The 17,355-nt window shown below is 62.3% G+C and carries 19 protein-coding genes; 11 read left to right on the forward strand and 8 right to left on the reverse strand.

Features of this window, described 5'->3' with window-relative positions; all coding sequences use genetic code 11:
- Nucleotides 1-10: 10 nt before the first annotated feature.
- Nucleotides 11-970 (reverse strand): cation diffusion facilitator family transporter, encoded by a 960-nt coding sequence (locus BLU32_RS07260; protein WP_093805711.1) that lies wholly within the window; start codon nucleotides 968-970, stop codon nucleotides 11-13.
- A gap of 122 nt (nucleotides 971-1,092) precedes the next feature.
- Here BLU32_RS07260 and BLU32_RS07265 point away from each other — a divergent pair, with 122 nt between their 5' ends.
- The 3 genes from BLU32_RS07265 to BLU32_RS07270 all read left to right on the forward strand — a co-directional run bounded on the left by BLU32_RS07265 (nucleotide 1,093) and on the right by BLU32_RS07270 (nucleotide 2,300).
- The gene (locus BLU32_RS07265) at nucleotides 1,093-1,479 is read left to right on the forward strand and encodes a hypothetical protein (RefSeq protein WP_197673710.1); all 387 of its coding nucleotides are present in this window, start codon (nucleotides 1,093-1,095) and stop codon (nucleotides 1,477-1,479) included.
- Nucleotides 1,480-1,584: 105 nt separating this feature from the next.
- Nucleotides 1,585-1,743, forward strand: coding sequence for a DUF5993 family protein (locus BLU32_RS21680; protein ID WP_157727556.1), 159 nt, complete (start codon nucleotides 1,585-1,587; stop codon nucleotides 1,741-1,743).
- Nucleotides 1,744-1,754: 11 nt separating this feature from the next.
- Nucleotides 1,755-2,300: a disulfide bond formation protein B gene (locus tag BLU32_RS07270; RefSeq protein WP_093805713.1), complete on the forward strand. Its 546-nt coding sequence runs from the start codon at nucleotides 1,755-1,757 to the stop codon at nucleotides 2,298-2,300.
- A 15-nt stretch (nucleotides 2,301-2,315) separates the two neighbouring features.
- Here the strand turns inward: BLU32_RS07270 and BLU32_RS07275 are convergent, their stop codons facing one another.
- On the reverse strand, nucleotides 2,316-2,951 hold the full coding sequence (locus BLU32_RS07275; RefSeq protein ID WP_093805715.1) for a MarC family protein: 636 nt from the start codon (nucleotides 2,949-2,951) through the stop codon (nucleotides 2,316-2,318).
- A gap of 296 nt (nucleotides 2,952-3,247) precedes the next feature.
- On the opposite strand from BLU32_RS07275, the gene gyrA reads away from it, so the two are divergent.
- Nucleotides 3,248-6,025, forward strand: coding sequence for a DNA gyrase subunit A (gene gyrA, locus BLU32_RS07280; protein WP_208977041.1), 2,778 nt, complete (start codon nucleotides 3,248-3,250; stop codon nucleotides 6,023-6,025).
- 177 nt (nucleotides 6,026-6,202) lie between these two features.
- Here the strand turns inward: gyrA and BLU32_RS07285 are convergent, their stop codons facing one another.
- Both BLU32_RS07285 and BLU32_RS07290 read right to left on the reverse strand, forming a co-directional pair.
- Nucleotides 6,203-6,556, reverse strand: coding sequence for a hypothetical protein (locus tag BLU32_RS07285; RefSeq protein ID WP_093805719.1), 354 nt, complete (start codon nucleotides 6,554-6,556; stop codon nucleotides 6,203-6,205).
- Between the two features lie 664 nt (nucleotides 6,557-7,220).
- The gene (locus tag BLU32_RS07290; RefSeq protein ID WP_093805721.1) at nucleotides 7,221-7,523 is read right to left on the reverse strand and encodes a hypothetical protein; all 303 of its coding nucleotides are present in this window, start codon (nucleotides 7,521-7,523) and stop codon (nucleotides 7,221-7,223) included.
- Nucleotides 7,524-7,663: 140 nt separating this feature from the next.
- Between BLU32_RS07290 and coaD the strand changes: the two genes are divergently transcribed.
- The 6 genes from coaD (at nucleotide 7,664) to tgt (ending at nucleotide 11,934) form a co-directional block, all read left to right on the forward strand.
- Nucleotides 7,664-8,164, forward strand: coding sequence for a pantetheine-phosphate adenylyltransferase (gene coaD, locus BLU32_RS07295; protein ID WP_093805723.1), 501 nt, complete (start codon nucleotides 7,664-7,666; stop codon nucleotides 8,162-8,164).
- A 76-nt stretch (nucleotides 8,165-8,240) separates the two neighbouring features.
- The gene (locus tag BLU32_RS07300) at nucleotides 8,241-8,732 is read left to right on the forward strand and encodes a peptidylprolyl isomerase (RefSeq protein ID WP_371326972.1); all 492 of its coding nucleotides are present in this window, start codon (nucleotides 8,241-8,243) and stop codon (nucleotides 8,730-8,732) included.
- A gap of 47 nt (nucleotides 8,733-8,779) precedes the next feature.
- Entirely contained in the window at nucleotides 8,780-9,250 is a 471-nt protein-coding gene (locus tag BLU32_RS07305) for a peptidylprolyl isomerase (protein WP_093805727.1), read from the forward strand.
- A 17-nt stretch (nucleotides 9,251-9,267) separates the two neighbouring features.
- Nucleotides 9,268-9,675: a VOC family protein gene (locus tag BLU32_RS07310; RefSeq protein ID WP_244501812.1), complete on the forward strand. Its 408-nt coding sequence runs from the start codon at nucleotides 9,268-9,270 to the stop codon at nucleotides 9,673-9,675.
- Nucleotides 9,676-9,703: 28 nt separating this feature from the next.
- A complete protein-coding gene (gene queA, locus BLU32_RS07315) occupies nucleotides 9,704-10,792 on the forward strand; it encodes a tRNA preQ1(34) S-adenosylmethionine ribosyltransferase-isomerase QueA (RefSeq protein ID WP_093805731.1) in 1,089 nt (362 codons plus the stop codon).
- Nucleotides 10,789-11,934 carry a tRNA guanosine(34) transglycosylase Tgt gene (gene tgt, locus BLU32_RS07320; protein ID WP_093805733.1) on the forward strand — a complete coding sequence of 382 codons (1,146 nt, stop codon included), beginning with the start codon at nucleotides 10,789-10,791 and terminating at the stop codon, nucleotides 11,932-11,934. Before queA ends, tgt begins: the two co-directional genes overlap by 4 nt.
- Before the next feature lie 18 nt (nucleotides 11,935-11,952).
- Here tgt and BLU32_RS07325 read toward each other — a convergent pair whose 3' ends face one another.
- Complete coding sequence (locus tag BLU32_RS07325) at nucleotides 11,953-12,387, reverse strand: DUF4864 domain-containing protein (RefSeq protein WP_208976992.1); 435 nt, start codon at nucleotides 12,385-12,387, stop codon at nucleotides 11,953-11,955.
- Between the two features lie 242 nt (nucleotides 12,388-12,629).
- Here BLU32_RS07325 and BLU32_RS07330 point away from each other — a divergent pair, with 242 nt between their 5' ends.
- Nucleotides 12,630-12,956 carry a PilZ domain-containing protein gene (locus BLU32_RS07330; protein ID WP_157727557.1) on the forward strand — a complete coding sequence of 109 codons (327 nt, stop codon included), beginning with the start codon at nucleotides 12,630-12,632 and terminating at the stop codon, nucleotides 12,954-12,956.
- Nucleotides 12,957-12,982: 26 nt separating this feature from the next.
- Here the strand turns inward: BLU32_RS07330 and BLU32_RS07335 are convergent, their stop codons facing one another.
- The 3 genes from BLU32_RS07335 to BLU32_RS07345 form a co-directional block, all read right to left on the reverse strand.
- Nucleotides 12,983-14,191, reverse strand: coding sequence for a lytic murein transglycosylase (locus tag BLU32_RS07335; RefSeq protein WP_093805737.1), 1,209 nt, complete (start codon nucleotides 14,189-14,191; stop codon nucleotides 12,983-12,985).
- A 65-nt stretch (nucleotides 14,192-14,256) separates the two neighbouring features.
- Complete coding sequence (locus BLU32_RS07340) at nucleotides 14,257-16,461, reverse strand: bifunctional diguanylate cyclase/phosphodiesterase (protein ID WP_093805739.1); 2,205 nt, start codon at nucleotides 16,459-16,461, stop codon at nucleotides 14,257-14,259.
- Entirely contained in the window at nucleotides 16,448-16,981 is a 534-nt protein-coding gene (locus tag BLU32_RS07345) for a hypothetical protein (protein WP_157727558.1), read from the reverse strand. The genes BLU32_RS07340 and BLU32_RS07345 overlap by 14 nt, the downstream gene beginning before the upstream one ends.
- Between the last annotated feature and the right edge of the window lie 374 nt (nucleotides 16,982-17,355).

Below are 17,355 nucleotides of genomic sequence, written 5' to 3' on the forward strand. Positions count from 1 at the left end.
CGCCGCCGCTCTATGTCCCGGCATCGTCGTGCTTGCGGTCGGCCTCCAGCATTTCCTCGTGGTGACGGGTCGCCTGCACCTCGATGAAAACCCGCCGCACGATAGGGAAACGGCGTTTGATCTCCACCTCCAGTACATAGATCGCCTCTTCCACCTTGCCGACGGTGAGGTTGTTCTCAAAATCGATGGACAGCGCCAGCAGCACATCCTGCGGCCCGCGATGCAGCGTGCGGATCTCGTTCATGCGCGACACGGTCGGCGTCGCCTCGACCAGACCCCGGATGATTTCCACCGTTTCCGGATCGGCGGCTTCCCCGACCAGCAGGCTCTTGGTTTCATACGCCAGAAATGCCGCGGTTAGCGCCAGGATCACGCCGATCATCACGGAGGCTGCGCCATCGAGCCACGGAAGGCCGAGGAACTGCACGCCCATCAGACCCAGGAGCGCCACGACAAGGCCCGCCATGGCGGCGGTATCCTCGAAAAGCACGGTGAAGACGGCGGGATCCTTGCTGTCGCGCACCGCTTGCAGGATCCCGCGCTGGCCGCGCACGCGGTCGAACTCCTTGTAGGCGATCCACCAGGCGACCGACTCGAAGACGATGGCCAGTGCGAGCACCACATAGGCGATGATCGGGGAGGTGATCGGATGCGGATGCAGGATCTTTTGAACCCCTTCGTAGATCGAGATTCCGGACCCGACGGCGAAGATCAGGATCGCCACGACAAAGGCCCAGAAATAAAGCTCCACGCCGTAGCCGAAGGGATGCTTGTCGTCGGCCGGCCGATCCGCCTTCTTCAATCCGTACAGGAGAAGCCCCTGGTTGCCGGTGTCGACCAGCGAGTGGATTCCTTCTGACAGCATCGCCGAGGAGCCGGTGTAGGCCGCCGCGAAAAATTTAGTGATGGCGATCAGGCCGTTGCCGGCGAGGGCGGCATAGATGACTTTTTTCGAGCCTGTGGCGGCCATGTGTGGCGTTCCCTGTCTTCGAAGTGTACGTCCGCGAGAGGCGGGCGGTGACTCGCGCGCCCGAGCCGTGAGGCGCTAGTCAAGTCCGAGATGCCTGTCAAAATCAACCCGGGAGGACGATCATGCCGATCGAACGCAAGTGCAAGAAGGCCCTGTTCGCGGTTGTCGCCGCGCTGGTGTTGACCGCGCCGGCCAGTGCGGTCGCCGGCGAGGCGGATGTGGTGACGGTCGAGACGCGGCAGGCGGGTGATGGATCCTGGCGCTTCGCCGTCGCCGTCGCCCATGCCGACGAGGGCTGGGACCACTATGCGGACCTGTGGGAGATCGTCGCGCCGGATGGAACCGTGCTTGGTCAACGGGTTCTGGCCCATCCCCATGTCGACGAGCAGCCGTTCACCCGTTTCCTGTCGGGGGTGGTGATTCCGGCGGGAACGGCCCAGGTGGTGGTCCGCGCCCGCGACAATGTCCACGGTCCGGGCGGGCGCACGGTCACTGTGGTTCTCGACTGACGGGCCAAAGGGGGGTATGAGATCGGCAAATGGCGCCGACGGGCCGCGAAAGCGGGCACCCTGCCGCGTGTCTCGTCCGATGAACTATTCAAGGCCATTGTACCAATGTATCTGACCGCGCTTTTCCTGCTCTTGACGGTGACCCTTGTTGCGGCCGCGCGCGGATCCGGACGCGCGGCATTCGGCCTGGCGATCGTATCCTTCGTCTTCGCCGCCGGCGTCTATCTCCACCACGCCACCAACACCCTCCCGCTGTCGTTTTGAAGGATCCGGTCATGATCTCCCACAAGACCGAAGGCGCGCTCAACGTCGCGGCATTGTTCGCCATCTCGGCCGTTTTGCTTGTGGCCTTCGCGGATCAAATCATCGGCGGTGAGCTGCCGTGTCCGCTGTGCCTGCTGCAGCGCGCGGGCTTTCTGCTCCTGGCCATAGGGCCGGTGCTCACCGTCGCGCGCGGACCGCACCCCGCCCATTATGGCGTCACCGTGCTTGCGGGGCTGATCGGTGCTGGTTTTGCCATGCGCCAGGTCCTGCTGCACATCCAGCCGGGCGACGCCGGCTACGGCGCACCGTTTCTCGGGCTGCATTTCTACACCTGGGCATTCGTCATCTTCGCGGCGGCGATTGCGGCAAGCGCTGCCATGCTCCTGCTGCGCGATCCGTCCCCCGCACAGCGACGCGATGCTGCATGGCCGGCCTTCGGATCCCTCGCGGTCGGGCTCGTTGTATTGCTGGCGGCGGCCAATGCGGCAAGCACCGCGCTGGAGTGCGGCCAGGCAAGCTGCCCGGACAATCCGACCTTCTACGAACTGCTGCGCTGACCGAAAGGGCAGGGGTCAGGCGGCGGCGGCGATCAACGCGATGACGCCGTCGGCGATGAATTGCACGGACAAGGCCGCCAGCAACACACCCAGAAGACGCGTGATCACCATCGCGGCAGTGTCGCCCAGCAGGCGTTCGATGCGATCGGCGAGCAGGAACGACACGTAGCAGGTGCTCACGATCACGACGATCACAGAGGCAAGGCCGATTACCGAGATCGTGTCGGGTGCCTGCGACGACAGCAGGATCACGGCGCTGATCGCGGCCGGTCCGGCGATCAGCGGGATCGCCAGCGGAAACACGGCGACGTCGTGCAGGTCGTCCTGATGGGCGACAGCTTTCTCCGCGGTTTCCGACTTTCGCCGGTTGCGCTTTTCGAACACCATCTCCACGGCGATCATCAGGAGCAGCAGGCCGCCGGCGATCTGGAAGGCGGGAACGGAGATGCCAAGCGCGCCGAGCAGGTTCTTCCCCGCCACCAGAAACAGGAACAGGATGCCTCCGCCGATCAGGACGGCGCGGATGGCGACGCGCTTGCGAACGGCGGGCGTGGCGCCCGCGGTCACGGCCAGAAACATCGGCGCGAGCCCCACCGGATCGATCGTCACGAACAGCGTCGCGAAGGCATTCACAAGGTAGTCCGCAAGCATTCCCGCCCCGATCGTTCGAACCTCGATAATCCGCTTATAGCAGGCAAAAACCCGCCTGTCGGGATCGGGTTCGTGCGATCCATTTTCAGTTTCCCGCAAGGGTGCCGCAAGGCATTGAAATTCATGACTGATTAGCCGAGCTATTTGCCGTTGCGGATTTGTCGCAAGCCCCGGAATCGGCTATAAGAATCAGACGATTTCAACAGATGTGAGACACCCCCTTGGCAGACCGCGACACGAGCGCACCGTCGGGCGGACTTCCGTCCGACATTCGGCCGATTTCCATCACCGACGAAATGAAGCGCAGCTACCTCGATTACGCCATGAGCGTGATCGTCAGCCGCGCATTGCCGGACGTTCGCGACGGGCTGAAGCCGGTTCACCGGCGCATCCTCTACTCGATGCACGAGAACGGCTACGAGTGGAACAAGCCCTACCGCAAGTCGGCCCGCGTGGTCGGCGACGTGATGGGTAAATATCACCCGCATGGCGACAGCGCGATCTACGACGCCCTCGTGCGCATGGCGCAACCGTTTTCTCTGCGCCTGCCGCTGATCGACGGCCAGGGCAACTTCGGCTCGGTCGACGGCGATCCCGCCGCCGCGATGCGTTACACCGAGTGTCGTCTGGAAAAGGTCACCCAGCGCATTCTCGACGACATCGACAAGGATACGGTCAACTTCCAGGACAACTACGACAACTCCGAAAGCGAGCCTGTCGTCCTGCCGGCGAAGTTCCCCAACCTGCTGGTCAATGGCGCGGGCGGCATCGCCGTCGGCATGGCGACGAACATCCCGCCGCACAATCTGGGCGAAGTCATCGACGCCTCCATCGCGCTGATGGACAATCCGGCGATGACGACGTCGGAGCTGATGGAGATCGTTCCGGGTCCCGATTTCCCGACCGGCGGCATCATTCTGGGACGCTCCGGCATCCGTTCGGCCTATGAAACGGCGCGCGGCTCGGTTGTCATGCGCGGCAAGGCCGAGGTCGAGGAAATCCGCAAGGACCGCTTCGCGATTGTCGTCACCGAGATTCCCTATCAGGTGAACAAGTCGACGATGATCGAGCGCATAGCGGAAAGCGTCCGCGACAAGCGCCTCGAGGGGATTTCCGACATTCGCGACGAATCCGATCGCACCGGCATGCGCGTCGTAATCGAATTGAAGCGCGACGCTGTCGCCGACGTCGTCCTAAACAATCTCTACCGTTTCTCCGCGCTGCAGACGAGCTTCGGCTGCAACATGGTGGCGCTCAACGGCGGACGACCGGAGCAGCTTGGCCTGAAGGACATGCTGAGCGCCTTTATCGCCTTCCGCGAGGAGGTGATCGGCCGGCGCACGCGCTTCCTTTTGAAAAAGGCGCGCGATCGCGCCCATGTGCTGGTCGGTCTGGCGATTGCGGTTGCAAATATCGACGAGATCATCCACCTGATCCGCACGGCGCCCGATCCTGCAACGGCGCGCGGGCAGTTGATGGAGCGTCATTGGCCGGCGCGCGATGTGGAGCCGCTGATCCGGCTGATCGACGATCCGCGCCATATGGTGCAGGAGGACGGAACCTATCGCCTGTCGGAAGAACAGGCCCGCGCGATTCTCGAGCTGCGCCTGCAGCGCCTGACCGCGCTTGGCCGCGATGAAATCGCCGACGAACTGAACAAGATCGGTGCGGAAATCCAGGATTTCCTGGACATTTTGAGGTCGCGCGCACGCATCCTCGACATCATCCGCAAGGAACTGACGGAAATTCACGAGGAGTTCGCAACGCCGCGCCGGACGGAGATCGTCGACGGCGGTGCGGATCTGGAAGACGAGGACCTGATCCGCCGCGAGGACATGGTCGTCACGGTGAGCCACGCCGGCTACATCAAGCGTGTGCCGCTCGATACGTATCGTGCGCAACGGCGTGGCGGCAAGGGTCGCTCGGGGATGGCGACCAAGGACGAGGATTTCGTCACGCGTTTATTCGTCGCCAACACCCACACCCCGGTGCTGTTCTTCTCGTCGCGCGGCATCGCCTACAAGATGAAGGTCTGGCGCCTGCCGGTCGGCGGGCCGACCTCGCGCGGCAAGGCACTGGTCAACATGCTGCCGCTCGAGCAGGGCGAACAGATCACCTCGATCCTGCCTCTGCCGGAAGATGAAGAGACGTGGGCGAACCTCGACGTGATGTTCGCGACCCGTCGCGGCACGGTGCGCCGCAACAAGCTCTCCGATTTCGCCCAGATCAACAAGAACGGCAAGATCGCGATGAAGCTGGAGGAGGGCGACGGCATCGTCGGCGTCTTCACCTGCACCGAATATGACGACGTTCACCTGACGACAGCACTCGGACAGTGTATCCGCTTCCCGGTGACGGGCGTGCGTGTCTTCGCCGGCCGCAACTCGGTCGGCGTTCGCGGCGTCAACCTGGCAGACGACGATCACGTCATTTCCATGTCGATCCTGCATCACTTCGACTGCACGGCGGAAGAACGCGTCGCCTATCTGCGCCGACGCCGCCTCATGCGGGGCGAGGGCGACGAGGCGGTCGAGCAGGTCGCCGGCGGCGACGAGGACGGGGTTGCTGAGGGCGAATTGTCGCAGGAACGCTATGCGGCGATGAGCGCTGCCGAGCAGGTCATCCTCACGTTGTCGGAGAACGGCTATGGCAAACGCTCGTCGTCCTTCGAGTACCGGGTGACCGGACGTGGGGGCAAGGGCATCACCGCCATGGCGGTCACCGGCCGCAACGGGCCGCTTGTCGCCTCCTTCCCGGTGGAGGACAACGATCAGATCATGCTGGTGACCAACGGCGGGCAGCTTATCCGCTGCCCGGTTGACGGCATCCGTATCGCCGGACGGGCAACCCAGGGCGTGATCGTGTTCAGCACGGCCGAGGGCGAGGAAGTCGTTTCCGTGTCGCGGATCTCCGATGAAGATGCGGAGGACGGCGAACTCGAGGCGATCGAGGACAATGCCGCCGAAGCTGGCAGTGCCGCGGGCGGAGCCGATCCCGAGACCGGAAATGGACCGGAGGGTAATGACGGCCATTCGGACGACGGCGCGCCTGGGCCCGAAGAGGATCCCGAGTAAACCCGAGTTGCAGGAGCGGGAGGGGAAAAATCCCCCTTCTGGCTTCGAGGCCGGGAACGGGACCAAACATCGACGCCAACGACAGCAAAGGCGACGCCTGTGATCCAGGGCGTCGCCTTTTGCAGTTCAGCGGCACAGCCGGTCTGGCGTCCGGGGCTGCCGGACGTCTGTCGAGACTCAGGAGCGGGCGGGAACGCGGGCAAGGATGGATGTCCTGCCTTGCGCGTCTCGAGACTCGAACGTCTTGAACTTGACCTGACGCGGATTGGAGCTTCCGCCGATGGCAGACAGGCACTCCGACGTCCAGTCACCCCAGGCCTGTCCCTGACAGGACATTGGCAAGGCCGATGTGACCCTGTCGGACTTGGCCGCGATCTCGGCCGGCTGAGCGTCGCTGGCGGAGGCCACCTTGATCGTCTGAGCGACCGTGGCGATGGCAGCGAAGACCGCAACCGCCGCAACTGCTGCCAGCACAAACTCGCGATAGGTTCTGTCCGGTGCCGTCTTGAAGTTCTCTGTCGTGAAGGTCATTGCCGTTGCGTCCCTGCTTTGTGTTTTCTATGCCCCCACAATGCACCGGACCCGGCAAGAGAACCGTGATGCGCGTCACGATCCCGCGGCTTCTCCGGGGTTCCCTGGATCGCGAGTGTTTCTCGCCTCGGCGGACGCGGGGGGCGGGCTCGCCCGCACCGCAAAACACGCCGGGTCCGCATCCCGAAAGATCACACCGCCGCAAGAGCCGCCGGGCGTCTCGCGTTCGGCAAGGGCGATCCGGTGTTCCGACCGGGGCATCGCGTCCGCCTGACTGCCTATGGTCGCCACACCTGTTCCGAGCGTCACGCCGAAGACAAGAATGCCGGCGACCCAAAGGGTAAGCGGACTATATGGGTGATAATTTTCGTAATTCGTCATCATGGGACGGATATGGTTGATCCCGATCGGTGAAACAAGAGGCCGCCGGCTCAGAAATCTGTGAACACTGTGTGCGCGTTGCGTGAACCTGGCGGTCAATGTCCGCGTGAAAGCCGCAACGCGAATTGGCTCGGCGGGACATGCGGCGAGGACTGCAGAATTTTGGAAATAGGTCGAGCGGCGCAAAGACGGGCGGCTTCGTACTGAAGCTGAAAAAATGTGACGGCGGATCGGGGGAGCCGCCGTCACACTGTCGAGAGGTCCGAGGTCAGGAAGTTTCGGATCACTCTGAAACGCGCTTGCGGACGAGAATCGTCGTCTGTCCGCCGGTGATGGCGGTCGTTTGGAAGGTTCCGCTGTCGGGAGGGGCAAGGGCGCGGGCGATGTCCGCGCAGCCGGTCGCCGTGTCCACCATCGTTTCGCTGCCGCAGGCAACCTGCACCGTTCGCGGGAGCCGGTCGCCCTTCTCCACGGTTGCCACATCGGCGGGGGAGCCGGAATACACAGTGACGCCAACTCCGAATACGGCGATGGCCGCCGCCGCAGTTGCAAGACCGCCAAGGCTCAGGAAAGCAATGCTACGCATTTCACGCCTCCTTATGATTATTGGCAACAGTCTAGCATAAAGTGGCCTTGGGTTAAATAAATTATGCGTGTGTGCCTTTTGGGCAACGATCGTTGATCGGGCCGCTTGTGTCGGCTGCTTGCCCCGGCTAGACAGAGAAAATGACACGCACCGCTCTTTATCCTGGGTCCTTCGACCCTGTTACCAATGGTCATATCGACATTCTGCGTCATGCCCTGGACCTGGCTGACCGCGTCGTCGTTGCCATCGGCATTCATCCGGGCAAGACGCCCCTCTTTCCCTTCGAGGAGCGCGTCGAAATGATCGGGGCTGTCGCCGAGGCGGCCTTCGGAGCGGCCGATGCCGCACGCCTCGAGGTGATTTCCTTCGACAATCTGGTCATCGAGGCAGCCCGTCAGAACAGCGCCGCATTTCTGGTCCGCGGACTGCGCGATGGCACCGACCTCGATTTCGAGATGCAGATGGCCGGCATGAACCGGTCGCTTGCGCCGGAAGTCCAAACGGTCTTTCTGCCGGCCTCGCCCGAGGTTCGTCACATCACCGCCACGCTGGTACGCCAGATCGCGAAGATGGGCGGGGACGTGAAACACTTCGTCCCCGCGCATGTCGTTCAATGCCTGACGCGCCGTCTCGGCGAATAGGACTTGGCACCTATCAGGAGGTCACATGATTTCGCGTATTGTCTCCGCCGTAGCGGCTGTGCTGTTGACGGTTGTCATGAGCATGTCGGCGGCTGCACAGCAGGGCGACCCCGAAAACACGCTCTATCTCGATCTCAAGGACGGGCGGGTGGTGATCCGCCTGCGCCCGGATCTCGCGCCAAATCACGTCGCGCGGATCAAGGAGCTTGCCCGCGACGGGTTTTATGACGGCATCGTCTTTCATCGCGTGATCGACGGCTTCATGGCCCAGACCGGCGATCCGACCGGAACCGGGACCGGCGGCTCGGAGCGCCCCGACCTCGCGGCCGAGTTCTCGCCGCGCCCGTTCGAGCGCGGTGTTCTGGGAATGGCGCGCACGAATGATCCCGACAGCGCCAATTCGCAGTTTTTCATCATGTTCTCCGCCGCCCCCCATTTGACCGGCAAGTATACGGTCTTCGGCGAGGTGATCGACGGCATGGAGCACGTCGACGCGATCAAGCGCGGCGAGCCGGTTTCGAACCCCGACAAGATCATCAAGTTGCAGGTCGCCGCCGACGTCGACTGACGGTTGCCTCTCACCGTTTCTCAAGACACTGAACAAGGAGAATACGCATGGCAGACTACAAGGATCCCGAGAACACCCTCCTGATGGAAACCACGCAGGGGGCCGTCGTCATCGAGATGAAGCCGGACCTGGCGCCGGGTCATGTCGCCCGCATCAAGGAACTGGTGCGTGACGGATTTTATGACGGCATCGTCTTTCACCGCGTGATCGACGGCTTCATGGCCCAGACGGGCTGTCCTCAGGGCACCGGCACAGGCGGTTCGGGCACCAAGCTCAAGGCCGAGTTCAACGATCACAAGCACACCCGCGGTTCCTGCTCGATGGCGCGTGCGATGGATCCGAACTCGGGCGACAGCCAGTTCTTCATCTGTTTCGGCGATGCGCCCTGGCTCGATGGACAGTACACCGCATGGGGCGAGGTGATTTCCGGCATGGACAATGTCGACAAGATCAAGCGCGGCGAGCCGGTTCAAAACCCCGACAAGATCACCTCGCTTAAGGTCGCAGCCGACGCATGACGTCAGAGGATCGGAACGTGAGTACAGCGATCCAAAGCGTTCCGGTCCTCCGGGTGGCACGGCCGACCAACGATCTTGCGCCGCTTGAGCGCTTCTACATGCAAGGCGCCGGATTTCGGCGCCTTGCCGCGTTTTCGGATCACGTCGGCTTTTCCGGAACGATCATCGGCTATCCCGGAGCGCCCTGGCATCTGGAATTGGTCCAGGAACACGGCGAGATCGCCCCGCGGGCGCAAAGCCCGGAACATCTGCTCGTCCTCTATCTCCCGGATCCCGCCGACTGGCGCGTTGCAGTTGACCGGATGACAGCACACGGGTATGAGCCGGTGCCCGCGCACAATCCCTATTGGGAGGTTGCGGGCACGACCTTCGAGGATCCCGACGGCTTCCGGCTCGTGTTCCAGAATCGGGCATGGGATCTCTGACGTCCCTCTCTTGAGCCGCAGAGCTGCCATGCGCGTCGATGATTTCGATTTTGAACTTCCGCCAGAGCGCATCGCCCTGCGTCCGGCGCGCCCGCGCGATGCCGCGCGCATGCTCGTCGTGCGCCCCGGCACGGAGCCGCTGCTGGACGATCGGGGCGTGCGCGACCTGCCGGCGCTGCTGTCGCCTGGCGACGCGCTTGTCTTCAACGACACGAAGGTCATTCCCGCCCAGCTTGAGGGCACCCGCACGCGTGGGCAGGCGGTCGCGCGCATTGGCGCAACACTGCACCTGAAGGCCGGCGACGACCGCTGGTGGGCCTTCGTGCGCCCGGCGAAGAAGCTCGTTCCCGGCGACCGTATCTGCTTCGGCAGCGGAAAGGGCGAGACCTGTCTTTTTGGGACGCTCGATGCGACGGTCGCGGAAAAGCGGGATACCGGCGAAGTGCTTCTGGCGTTCGATTTCGCCGGGCCGGACCTCGATCAGGCGATCGCGGCCGTCGGCCACATTCCCCTGCCGCCCTATATCGCGCAAAAGCGCGGTGAGGACGCCGCCGACCGCGATGACTACCAGACGATCTACGCCGAGAAGGATGGAGCCGTGGCGGCGCCGACAGCCGGGTTGCATTTCACCCCCGAGCTGATGGCGGCAATCGACGCGCGCGGTATCGAACGCCACCTCGTCACGCTGCATGTGGGGGCCGGGACGTTCCTGCCTGTGAAGGCGGACGACACTGACGACCACAGGATGCATGCCGAACGGGGGGAAATCTCTGGCGAAACCGCCGAAGCGCTGCGCAATGTTCGCGCGCGCGGCAACCGCGTCGTTGCCGTCGGAACCACCTCCTTGCGCATCCTGGAAAGCGCCGCTCAGGGAGAGGGCGGATTGAGCGCCTTTTCCGGCGAGACCTCGATCTTCATCACCCCGGGCTACCGGTTTCACGTCGTCGACGCGCTGATGACCAACTTTCACCTGCCGCGTTCAACGCTTTTCATGCTGGTCAGCGCCTTGAGTGGACTGGACGAAATGCGCGCCGCCTATGCGCATGCGATCACGCAGGAATACCGCTTCTATTCCTACGGAGACGCATCGCTGCTCTTTCCCAAGGACGCACCATGACCGACCCCTTTTCCTTCCGTCTCATCGCGCAGGACGGCATGGCCCGCCGCGGTGAAATCAGGACGCCGCACGGTCTGGTGCGCACGCCGGCCTTCATGCCGGTGGGAACGCAGGCGACCGTCAAGGCGATGTATCCCGCCCAGGTGCGCGAACTTGGCGCGGATGTGGTGCTCGGCAATACCTATCACTTGATGCTGCGCCCCGGCGCGGAGCGGATCGCGCGCCTCGGCGGCTTGCACGCATTCATGAACTGGCCGCATACGATTCTCACCGATTCCGGCGGGTTTCAGGTCATGTCGCTGGCGCAACTGCGCAAACTCGACGAAAAGGGCGTGACCTTCCAAAGCCATATCGACGGTTCGCGCCACGTGATGACGCCGGAACGGTCCGTCGAAATCCAGCAATTGCTGGGATCCGATATCCAGATGCAGCTCGACGAGTGCATCGCCTTGCCCGCGCCGCGCGAGGATGTGGAGCGCGCGATGCGTCTCTCGCTCAGATGGGCCGAGCGCTCGCGCCAACAGTTCGAGACGATGGGCGGGCCCGGGCGCGGGCAGGCGCTTTACGGTATCGTGCAGGGAGGGGACGTGCCGGATCTGCGCGTGATTTCAGCGCAAACGCTCGGGCAGATGCCGTTCGAGGGCTATTCGGTCGGCGGGTTGGCCGTCGGCGAGCCGCAGGATGTCATGCTGAAAATGCTTGAGGAAACGACACCGGCGATGCCTGTCGACAAACCGCGCTACCTGATGGGCGTGGGAACGCCGGAAGATATCCTGGAAAGCGTCGCGCGCGGCATAGACCAGTTCGACTGCGTGTTGCCGACCCGCGCCGGACGCCACGGCCTTGCCTATACGCGCTTCGGAAAGATCAATCTCAAGAACGCCCGCCATGCAGAAGATCCCCGCCCGCTCGACGAAGTGTCGGGGTGCCCGGCAGCGCGCGACTACAGCCGCGCCTATCTGCACCATCTGGTCAAGGCGGGCGAGGGGCTCGCCGCGATGCTTTTGACCTGGTCGAATCTCGCCTACTATCAGCAGTTCATGCAGGGCATTCGTGACGCGATCGAGGCCGGAACCTTCGAGGACTTCCGACGTGAAACCCGAGACGGCTGGGCACGCGGAGACACCCCCCCGCGCGACTGAAAACCGACCGCGTATCGCTTAGGCGGAAAAGCCCGGGCTCTTGGTCAGCACGCAACCGGAAATCTTCCAGGTTCCGTCTGCCTGCTGCTCGAAGCTGTAGAGCGCCAGCCACTGTTGCCCCTTGGCGTCGGTGACATAGACTTCCTGAATGGGTCCCTTCGCCGTTTCGCGCAAGCTTCCAAACGCAACGGCGGACGGGTTGTAGACTGGCGCGTACCCGCGTTTCACCATGTCGATGAACCGGTCGGGACTGGGAAACATCCGCTTGATCATCGGTGCGGCGAGGCCGTAGGCAGCTTCGGCATCACCGGCCCGGAAGGCCGCGATCTGCTTCTCAACGATCCCCTTCAGCTTTGCGTCATCCTGTGCGACGGCGCTGCCCTGCGCGGCAAACAAGACCGTAAGGCCGAGCAGGCACCCGACCGCGAATTTCCGAAACATCGACACACACATGGTGACCTCCATTTGCCGTTCGCGTTCAAAAGGCGTGGTCAACACCGACTGGCTTTCAAGCGAGCCGGTATTGTCACTCCCCAATTTACGTAGGGGAAAAGTGACTGGATGCATTTCACCACAACGGCAGCCGAACCGCCGTTGGCCACCGGGATTCACGCCTTGTTGAGGCCGCCGCGCTAATACTCATGTGTTGCAAGAAACGCCCGAAGGGGCCGTCAAGAAATCGGGAGCAGGCAAGAGTGCTGAAGAAGCCGACCGTGCGCGGGGAAATCCGCTCGACACGACGTGTCGATTGCATTGTGCCGGCCATCATTCAGGACAAGGGGGCGTCCATCGCGTGTATGGTGGAAGACCTGAGCATATCGGGGTGCAGGGTTCGCCTCGGCAGCTTCATCTCACTCAGTCGCACGTTCCTGTTCGAGTTCCCGCGAAAGGACATAAAGGTTCTTGCCGAACTCGTCTGGATCAATGGCGATGAGGCCGGCATTCGCTTCCTGCATGCGGCTTCCGGCATAGACAACCCGCCCGCATTCAAGCCGGAGACGCCGGACGATGCTGCCGGCTGACCGAACGCGCTTCGGTCCTCGTGGGATTACAAGCGGTTGAGCAGATCACCCGTCGGCCAGCCATCGGCTGGCAGGCCAAGCCGCATTTGTTCGGTGCGCACAGCCGCGCGCGTTCCCGCACCCAGGATTCCATCGATCTTGCCAACATCGTGCCCGCGATTGCGAAGCCTGGTCTGAAGGTCCTTCATTGCTCGATCCGAAAGCCCGTCGCCGGGATTGCCGGCGTCATATCGTTTGGCGCCGTTCAGGCGGGTGGCAAAATAGGCTGCGGACGTCGTGTAGATGAACGACTTGTTCCATTCCAGATAGACACGAAAATTTGGATAAGCGAGAAACGCGGGTCCTTTCCTGCCCTGGGGCAGCAGAAGGGCCGCAGGCAAGTTCGCGGAGGGCAATCCGCCTTCACGGGCGCGCACCCCAAGGACGGCCCAGTCGCCGACCGTCATGTCGTAGTGCAGACCGGTCTTCTCCCAGGGGAGGCTGGACGGCAGCGTGATCTCTTGCAGCCACGGTTCGCCCGGACGCCATCCAAGATGCCGGATAAAGCGCGCAGCGGTCATGATTGTATCAGGAGCGCTGTTTTTCAGGTCGACATGGCCGTTGCCATCGCCGTCGACACCGAAGCGCACGATGTCCTCGGGCAGCATCTGGACCTGGCCGATCTCGCCGGCCCAGGCCCCGGTTGTTCGCCTTGGGTCGAGATCGCCGTGTTCCACCATCTCGATGGCCGCGATGAGCTGCGGGCGAAACAGCTGTGGTCGCCGGCAATCATGCGCGAGGGTCGCCAGCGCACTGACGGTGTTGAAGTCGCCCTGAACCGCGCCATAGTCCGTTTCCAGCCCCCAGAACGCCGCGATCACGGGGCCGGGGACACCGTATTCACGCTCGGCCCTTTGAAAGGTCGAGGCGTATTTGCGAAGGTTCGCGGCACCCTGCTTCAGCCGGTAGCCGCTGACGGAACGCTTGGAAAAGGTCAGGAACGTCTGCTTGAAGACGCCTTGGGCGCGGTCGCGGGACAACACCTTCCGATCGATCCGCGCCGCTGCGAGGGTTGCCGAGATCGCCGCTTCCGGGCGCCCCTGCGAGCGGGCCTCTTGCGCGACGCCGTCGAGAAATGCCTTGAAATCACCGCCGCAGGGCGTGGCGGCTTGTGACGAGGACGGCAGTCCGACATGGACGATTGAAATGAACGCGGCTGCCAGCACCGCGGACGACCGGATCTTGCTCGTGAACATGACATTCCTTTGGCGAACGGATTCGAACCGTCATGATGCCGGAACGTCGGATCGTGGAACAGGGCTTATCTGCAATCGAAGACCGAAAGCCTGTCGTGACCGTTGTCCGATCCGGTGGCAGGTCTCGGGGAGACCGCATTCCCGTGTCGAACGAGGTCGAGCGCCTCTTCCAGCGGCACGGCCGTGCCATAGCGATAACCCTGACCGAAGCGACACCCGCGCTGAATGAGATACCGTTCCTGTGTTTCGGTTTCGATACCTTCCGCAACGATCTCGGCGCCAAGTCCCGTTCCGATGGAAATGAACCCATCGACGATCACTTCCATCGATCGGTCGTGTCCAATCGCTGAAATGAATTCGCGATCGATCTTGATCTCATGAAACGGAAAGGCGCGAAGATGCCTGAGCGCGCCATAACCGGTCCCGAAATCATCCACGGAGATACGCACACCGAGATCCGTCAAACGGATGGCATGTGTCTGGATTGCGGCGGAGGCGCGCGAAACAAAGACTTTTTCGGTAATCTCCAGCGTCAATCGGGAGGCGATGGAGGCATGTGTGCGGATCAGGTCCTCCAGGGCCGCGACGCCGGCTACAGTCGCCAGCAAGCCATCCTCCAGATTGAATGACAGACCCAAATCGGTTTTCCCGATCGCATCGAATGCCGTGAAATCGCGAACAACCTGGGCTGCGATGACCGTGGAAAACTCTCTTTGAAGACCGAATTTTTCAATTTGCGCCAGGAATTCCACGGGCTTCAGGATCCCGCGTTCGGGATGGCGCCAGCGTGCCAGTCCCTCGAATGCAGCAATCGAACCGCTGCGCAAATCAACCTTGGGCTGATAGTGGACAACGAACTCGCCGGTCCGGAGCGCGGTTTCGATTTTCTGCCGCTCCGCAAGCTCGGAGACCAGGGTTGTGGAATCGGACCTGTAAGCGTGAAACGACGGGCCTGCTTCCTGCTTTGCGATATACATCGCCTGATCGCCCGCAGCGATGAATTCGGCAGTACCACCGTCAACGTCCGATCGACGGACGATACCGATGCTCGCACCGACGTGGAGGTCCTGATCATTGAAGGAGACCGGACGCCGGACAGCATCCAGAAAACGGTTGGCGATCGCCTCCGGATCATAGCGGGTTTCGTGCATCGGCAGAAGAATGCCGAACTCATCGCCGCCGATCCGCGCAACGAGATCGCCGGGCCTTGCGCTGCGTTCCAGACGTCGGGCCAGCGCCTTCAGGGCCGCATCACCAGCGTCGTGGCCGTAGGTATCGTTGACCGGCTTGAACCCGTCGAGATCCAGCAGGATATAGACGAGCGCGCCGGCAGTCTGCGGGGAGCCTGACAGTTTTTCCGTCATGAACATGTCGAAGGCCTTGCGATTGGCAACCCCGGTCAGCGCGTCGTGGGTGGCGATATATTGCAGCTCCGCCTGTTTCACTTCCTGTTGGTTCGCAGCCAGTCGATTTTCGAGCAAGACATCCTGAAGTGCCTTGACCGACTGAGCGATCCGGCCGAACTCGTCGCTTCGCTCAACGAACGGAACGGTTACCGTCAGATCCCCGGCAAGAAGGGCCCGGATCGCCCGGACCAGACCGCGGATGGGAGCGACAATCGTGCGTGCTGCGGCAAGGCTGATGATGATTGCAAGCAGGCCGGCGACTGCGGACGCCGTTATGAAATCGCGCGTCAGGCGTTCCGCGGCATTGATCGCAGCGACGGCCCGGTTCCGGGCACGCACACGGGCGTTTTCGGAAATCCTGCGCGCGGCTTCCGATGCACGAACGTACACAGCGTGGCCGCCGCGGGTCGCCACTGCACCGAGCGTGGCGTTGCGCAGGATCAATTGCATCGCATTGAGGGTGTTGCTTCGATAGTCCTTGAAGGCGCGCTCCAACTCATCAACGCCCTCAAGCCCTCCGGTATCAAGGGCTTCGATGTCGATTCTTACAATATCGAGGCTTCGACTGATGCTCTGGATCGTCTTCTCGAGTTCCGATCCCTTTACGCCGATCTGGCCCCATGCCGACAATTTGTAAAGATGAGCTTCGATCCGGGCGAGTTCCTGCGGAACGCTGGTCGCGTGGGTAAGGACAGGCTGCAATTCCTCGTATCCGACGGTGATCATCGAGCGCTGCGCTTGCAGTATCTGCAAGCCGACAAAGGAGAGGAGCACAAGTGTCAAGAGCATCACGAGCGGTGCAGCCAGCACGCGACAGACGATCCTCCAGTTGGAAAACCAGAGCCAGGGCTTAACGCGGTACATCTTCAAACCCGCCTGCGCACAGGATCCGCTGGCCGTCCTTCAGCAAGAAGCATGTGTGCAGGCTACGCGCCGAAAGTTCCGTTTCAGGATGTGGAAACAGGAGAGAAAACACCCTGGCGCCACTGCCCTCGGCAGATTCACGCGCCAGTCTTGCCCAGTACCGGCCCTCGATATCGGTGATGTTTCTAACATCGATTCCGACCAGATCCGGATGCCCGACGTCATACCAACTCAATCCCGACATCGTCACTCCCCATATATGGAGCCCATTTGCCTGACGCTTCCACGGCTTCCTCTTGAACTCGTCGAGTGCGACGACAAGCCCTTCCGTTTCGACATGCCTGCGTGCCAGCCTTGCCAGTTCGACCACATCCCGCCGCAAGGCCTCGCTGTTGAGACCGGCCGTCCGCGCATGCAAATTTTCTATAGCCCCAGATTTCGGTGACCCTTGGGCAGAAATGACCAGCCACGCTGAGAGAGCCAGAAAGAATGCAACTTTTGAGGATGCGGAAAGAGACATTACAATCTCCAATATTGAAGAATTATTATATACAAGGAGTCGTGAAGGAGTGTTTAATCTTCAAGAGGGAGGTTTTATTGACAATAATACGCATCTGTCCACCAGACAAAGGCGTTGGGCGCTCAATTCGAGTTCGCCAATAGCTTGAGTTATTTTCGCTTCTGCGTTGAAATTCATGTTGCAGTTCGGGACAAGTCGCCCGTTTTCCGGAGGCGACGATGGGTGCAAAGAGTGCGATGCGCCAAGACAGTCTGGAGTGACCGGGGAAGGACCAATCCGACCGGAGCCTCGAAGAGGAAGTCGATGTGCGCCCTTGTCTGGCCGAACGGTGCTCATCGCCTGCACGGGAGCCCCTGGATTCCTGGCGCTTGCGG

Source organism: Stappia sp. ES.058 (genome assembly GCF_900105595.1).
Taxonomy (GTDB): Bacteria; Pseudomonadota; Alphaproteobacteria; order Rhizobiales; family Stappiaceae; genus Stappia.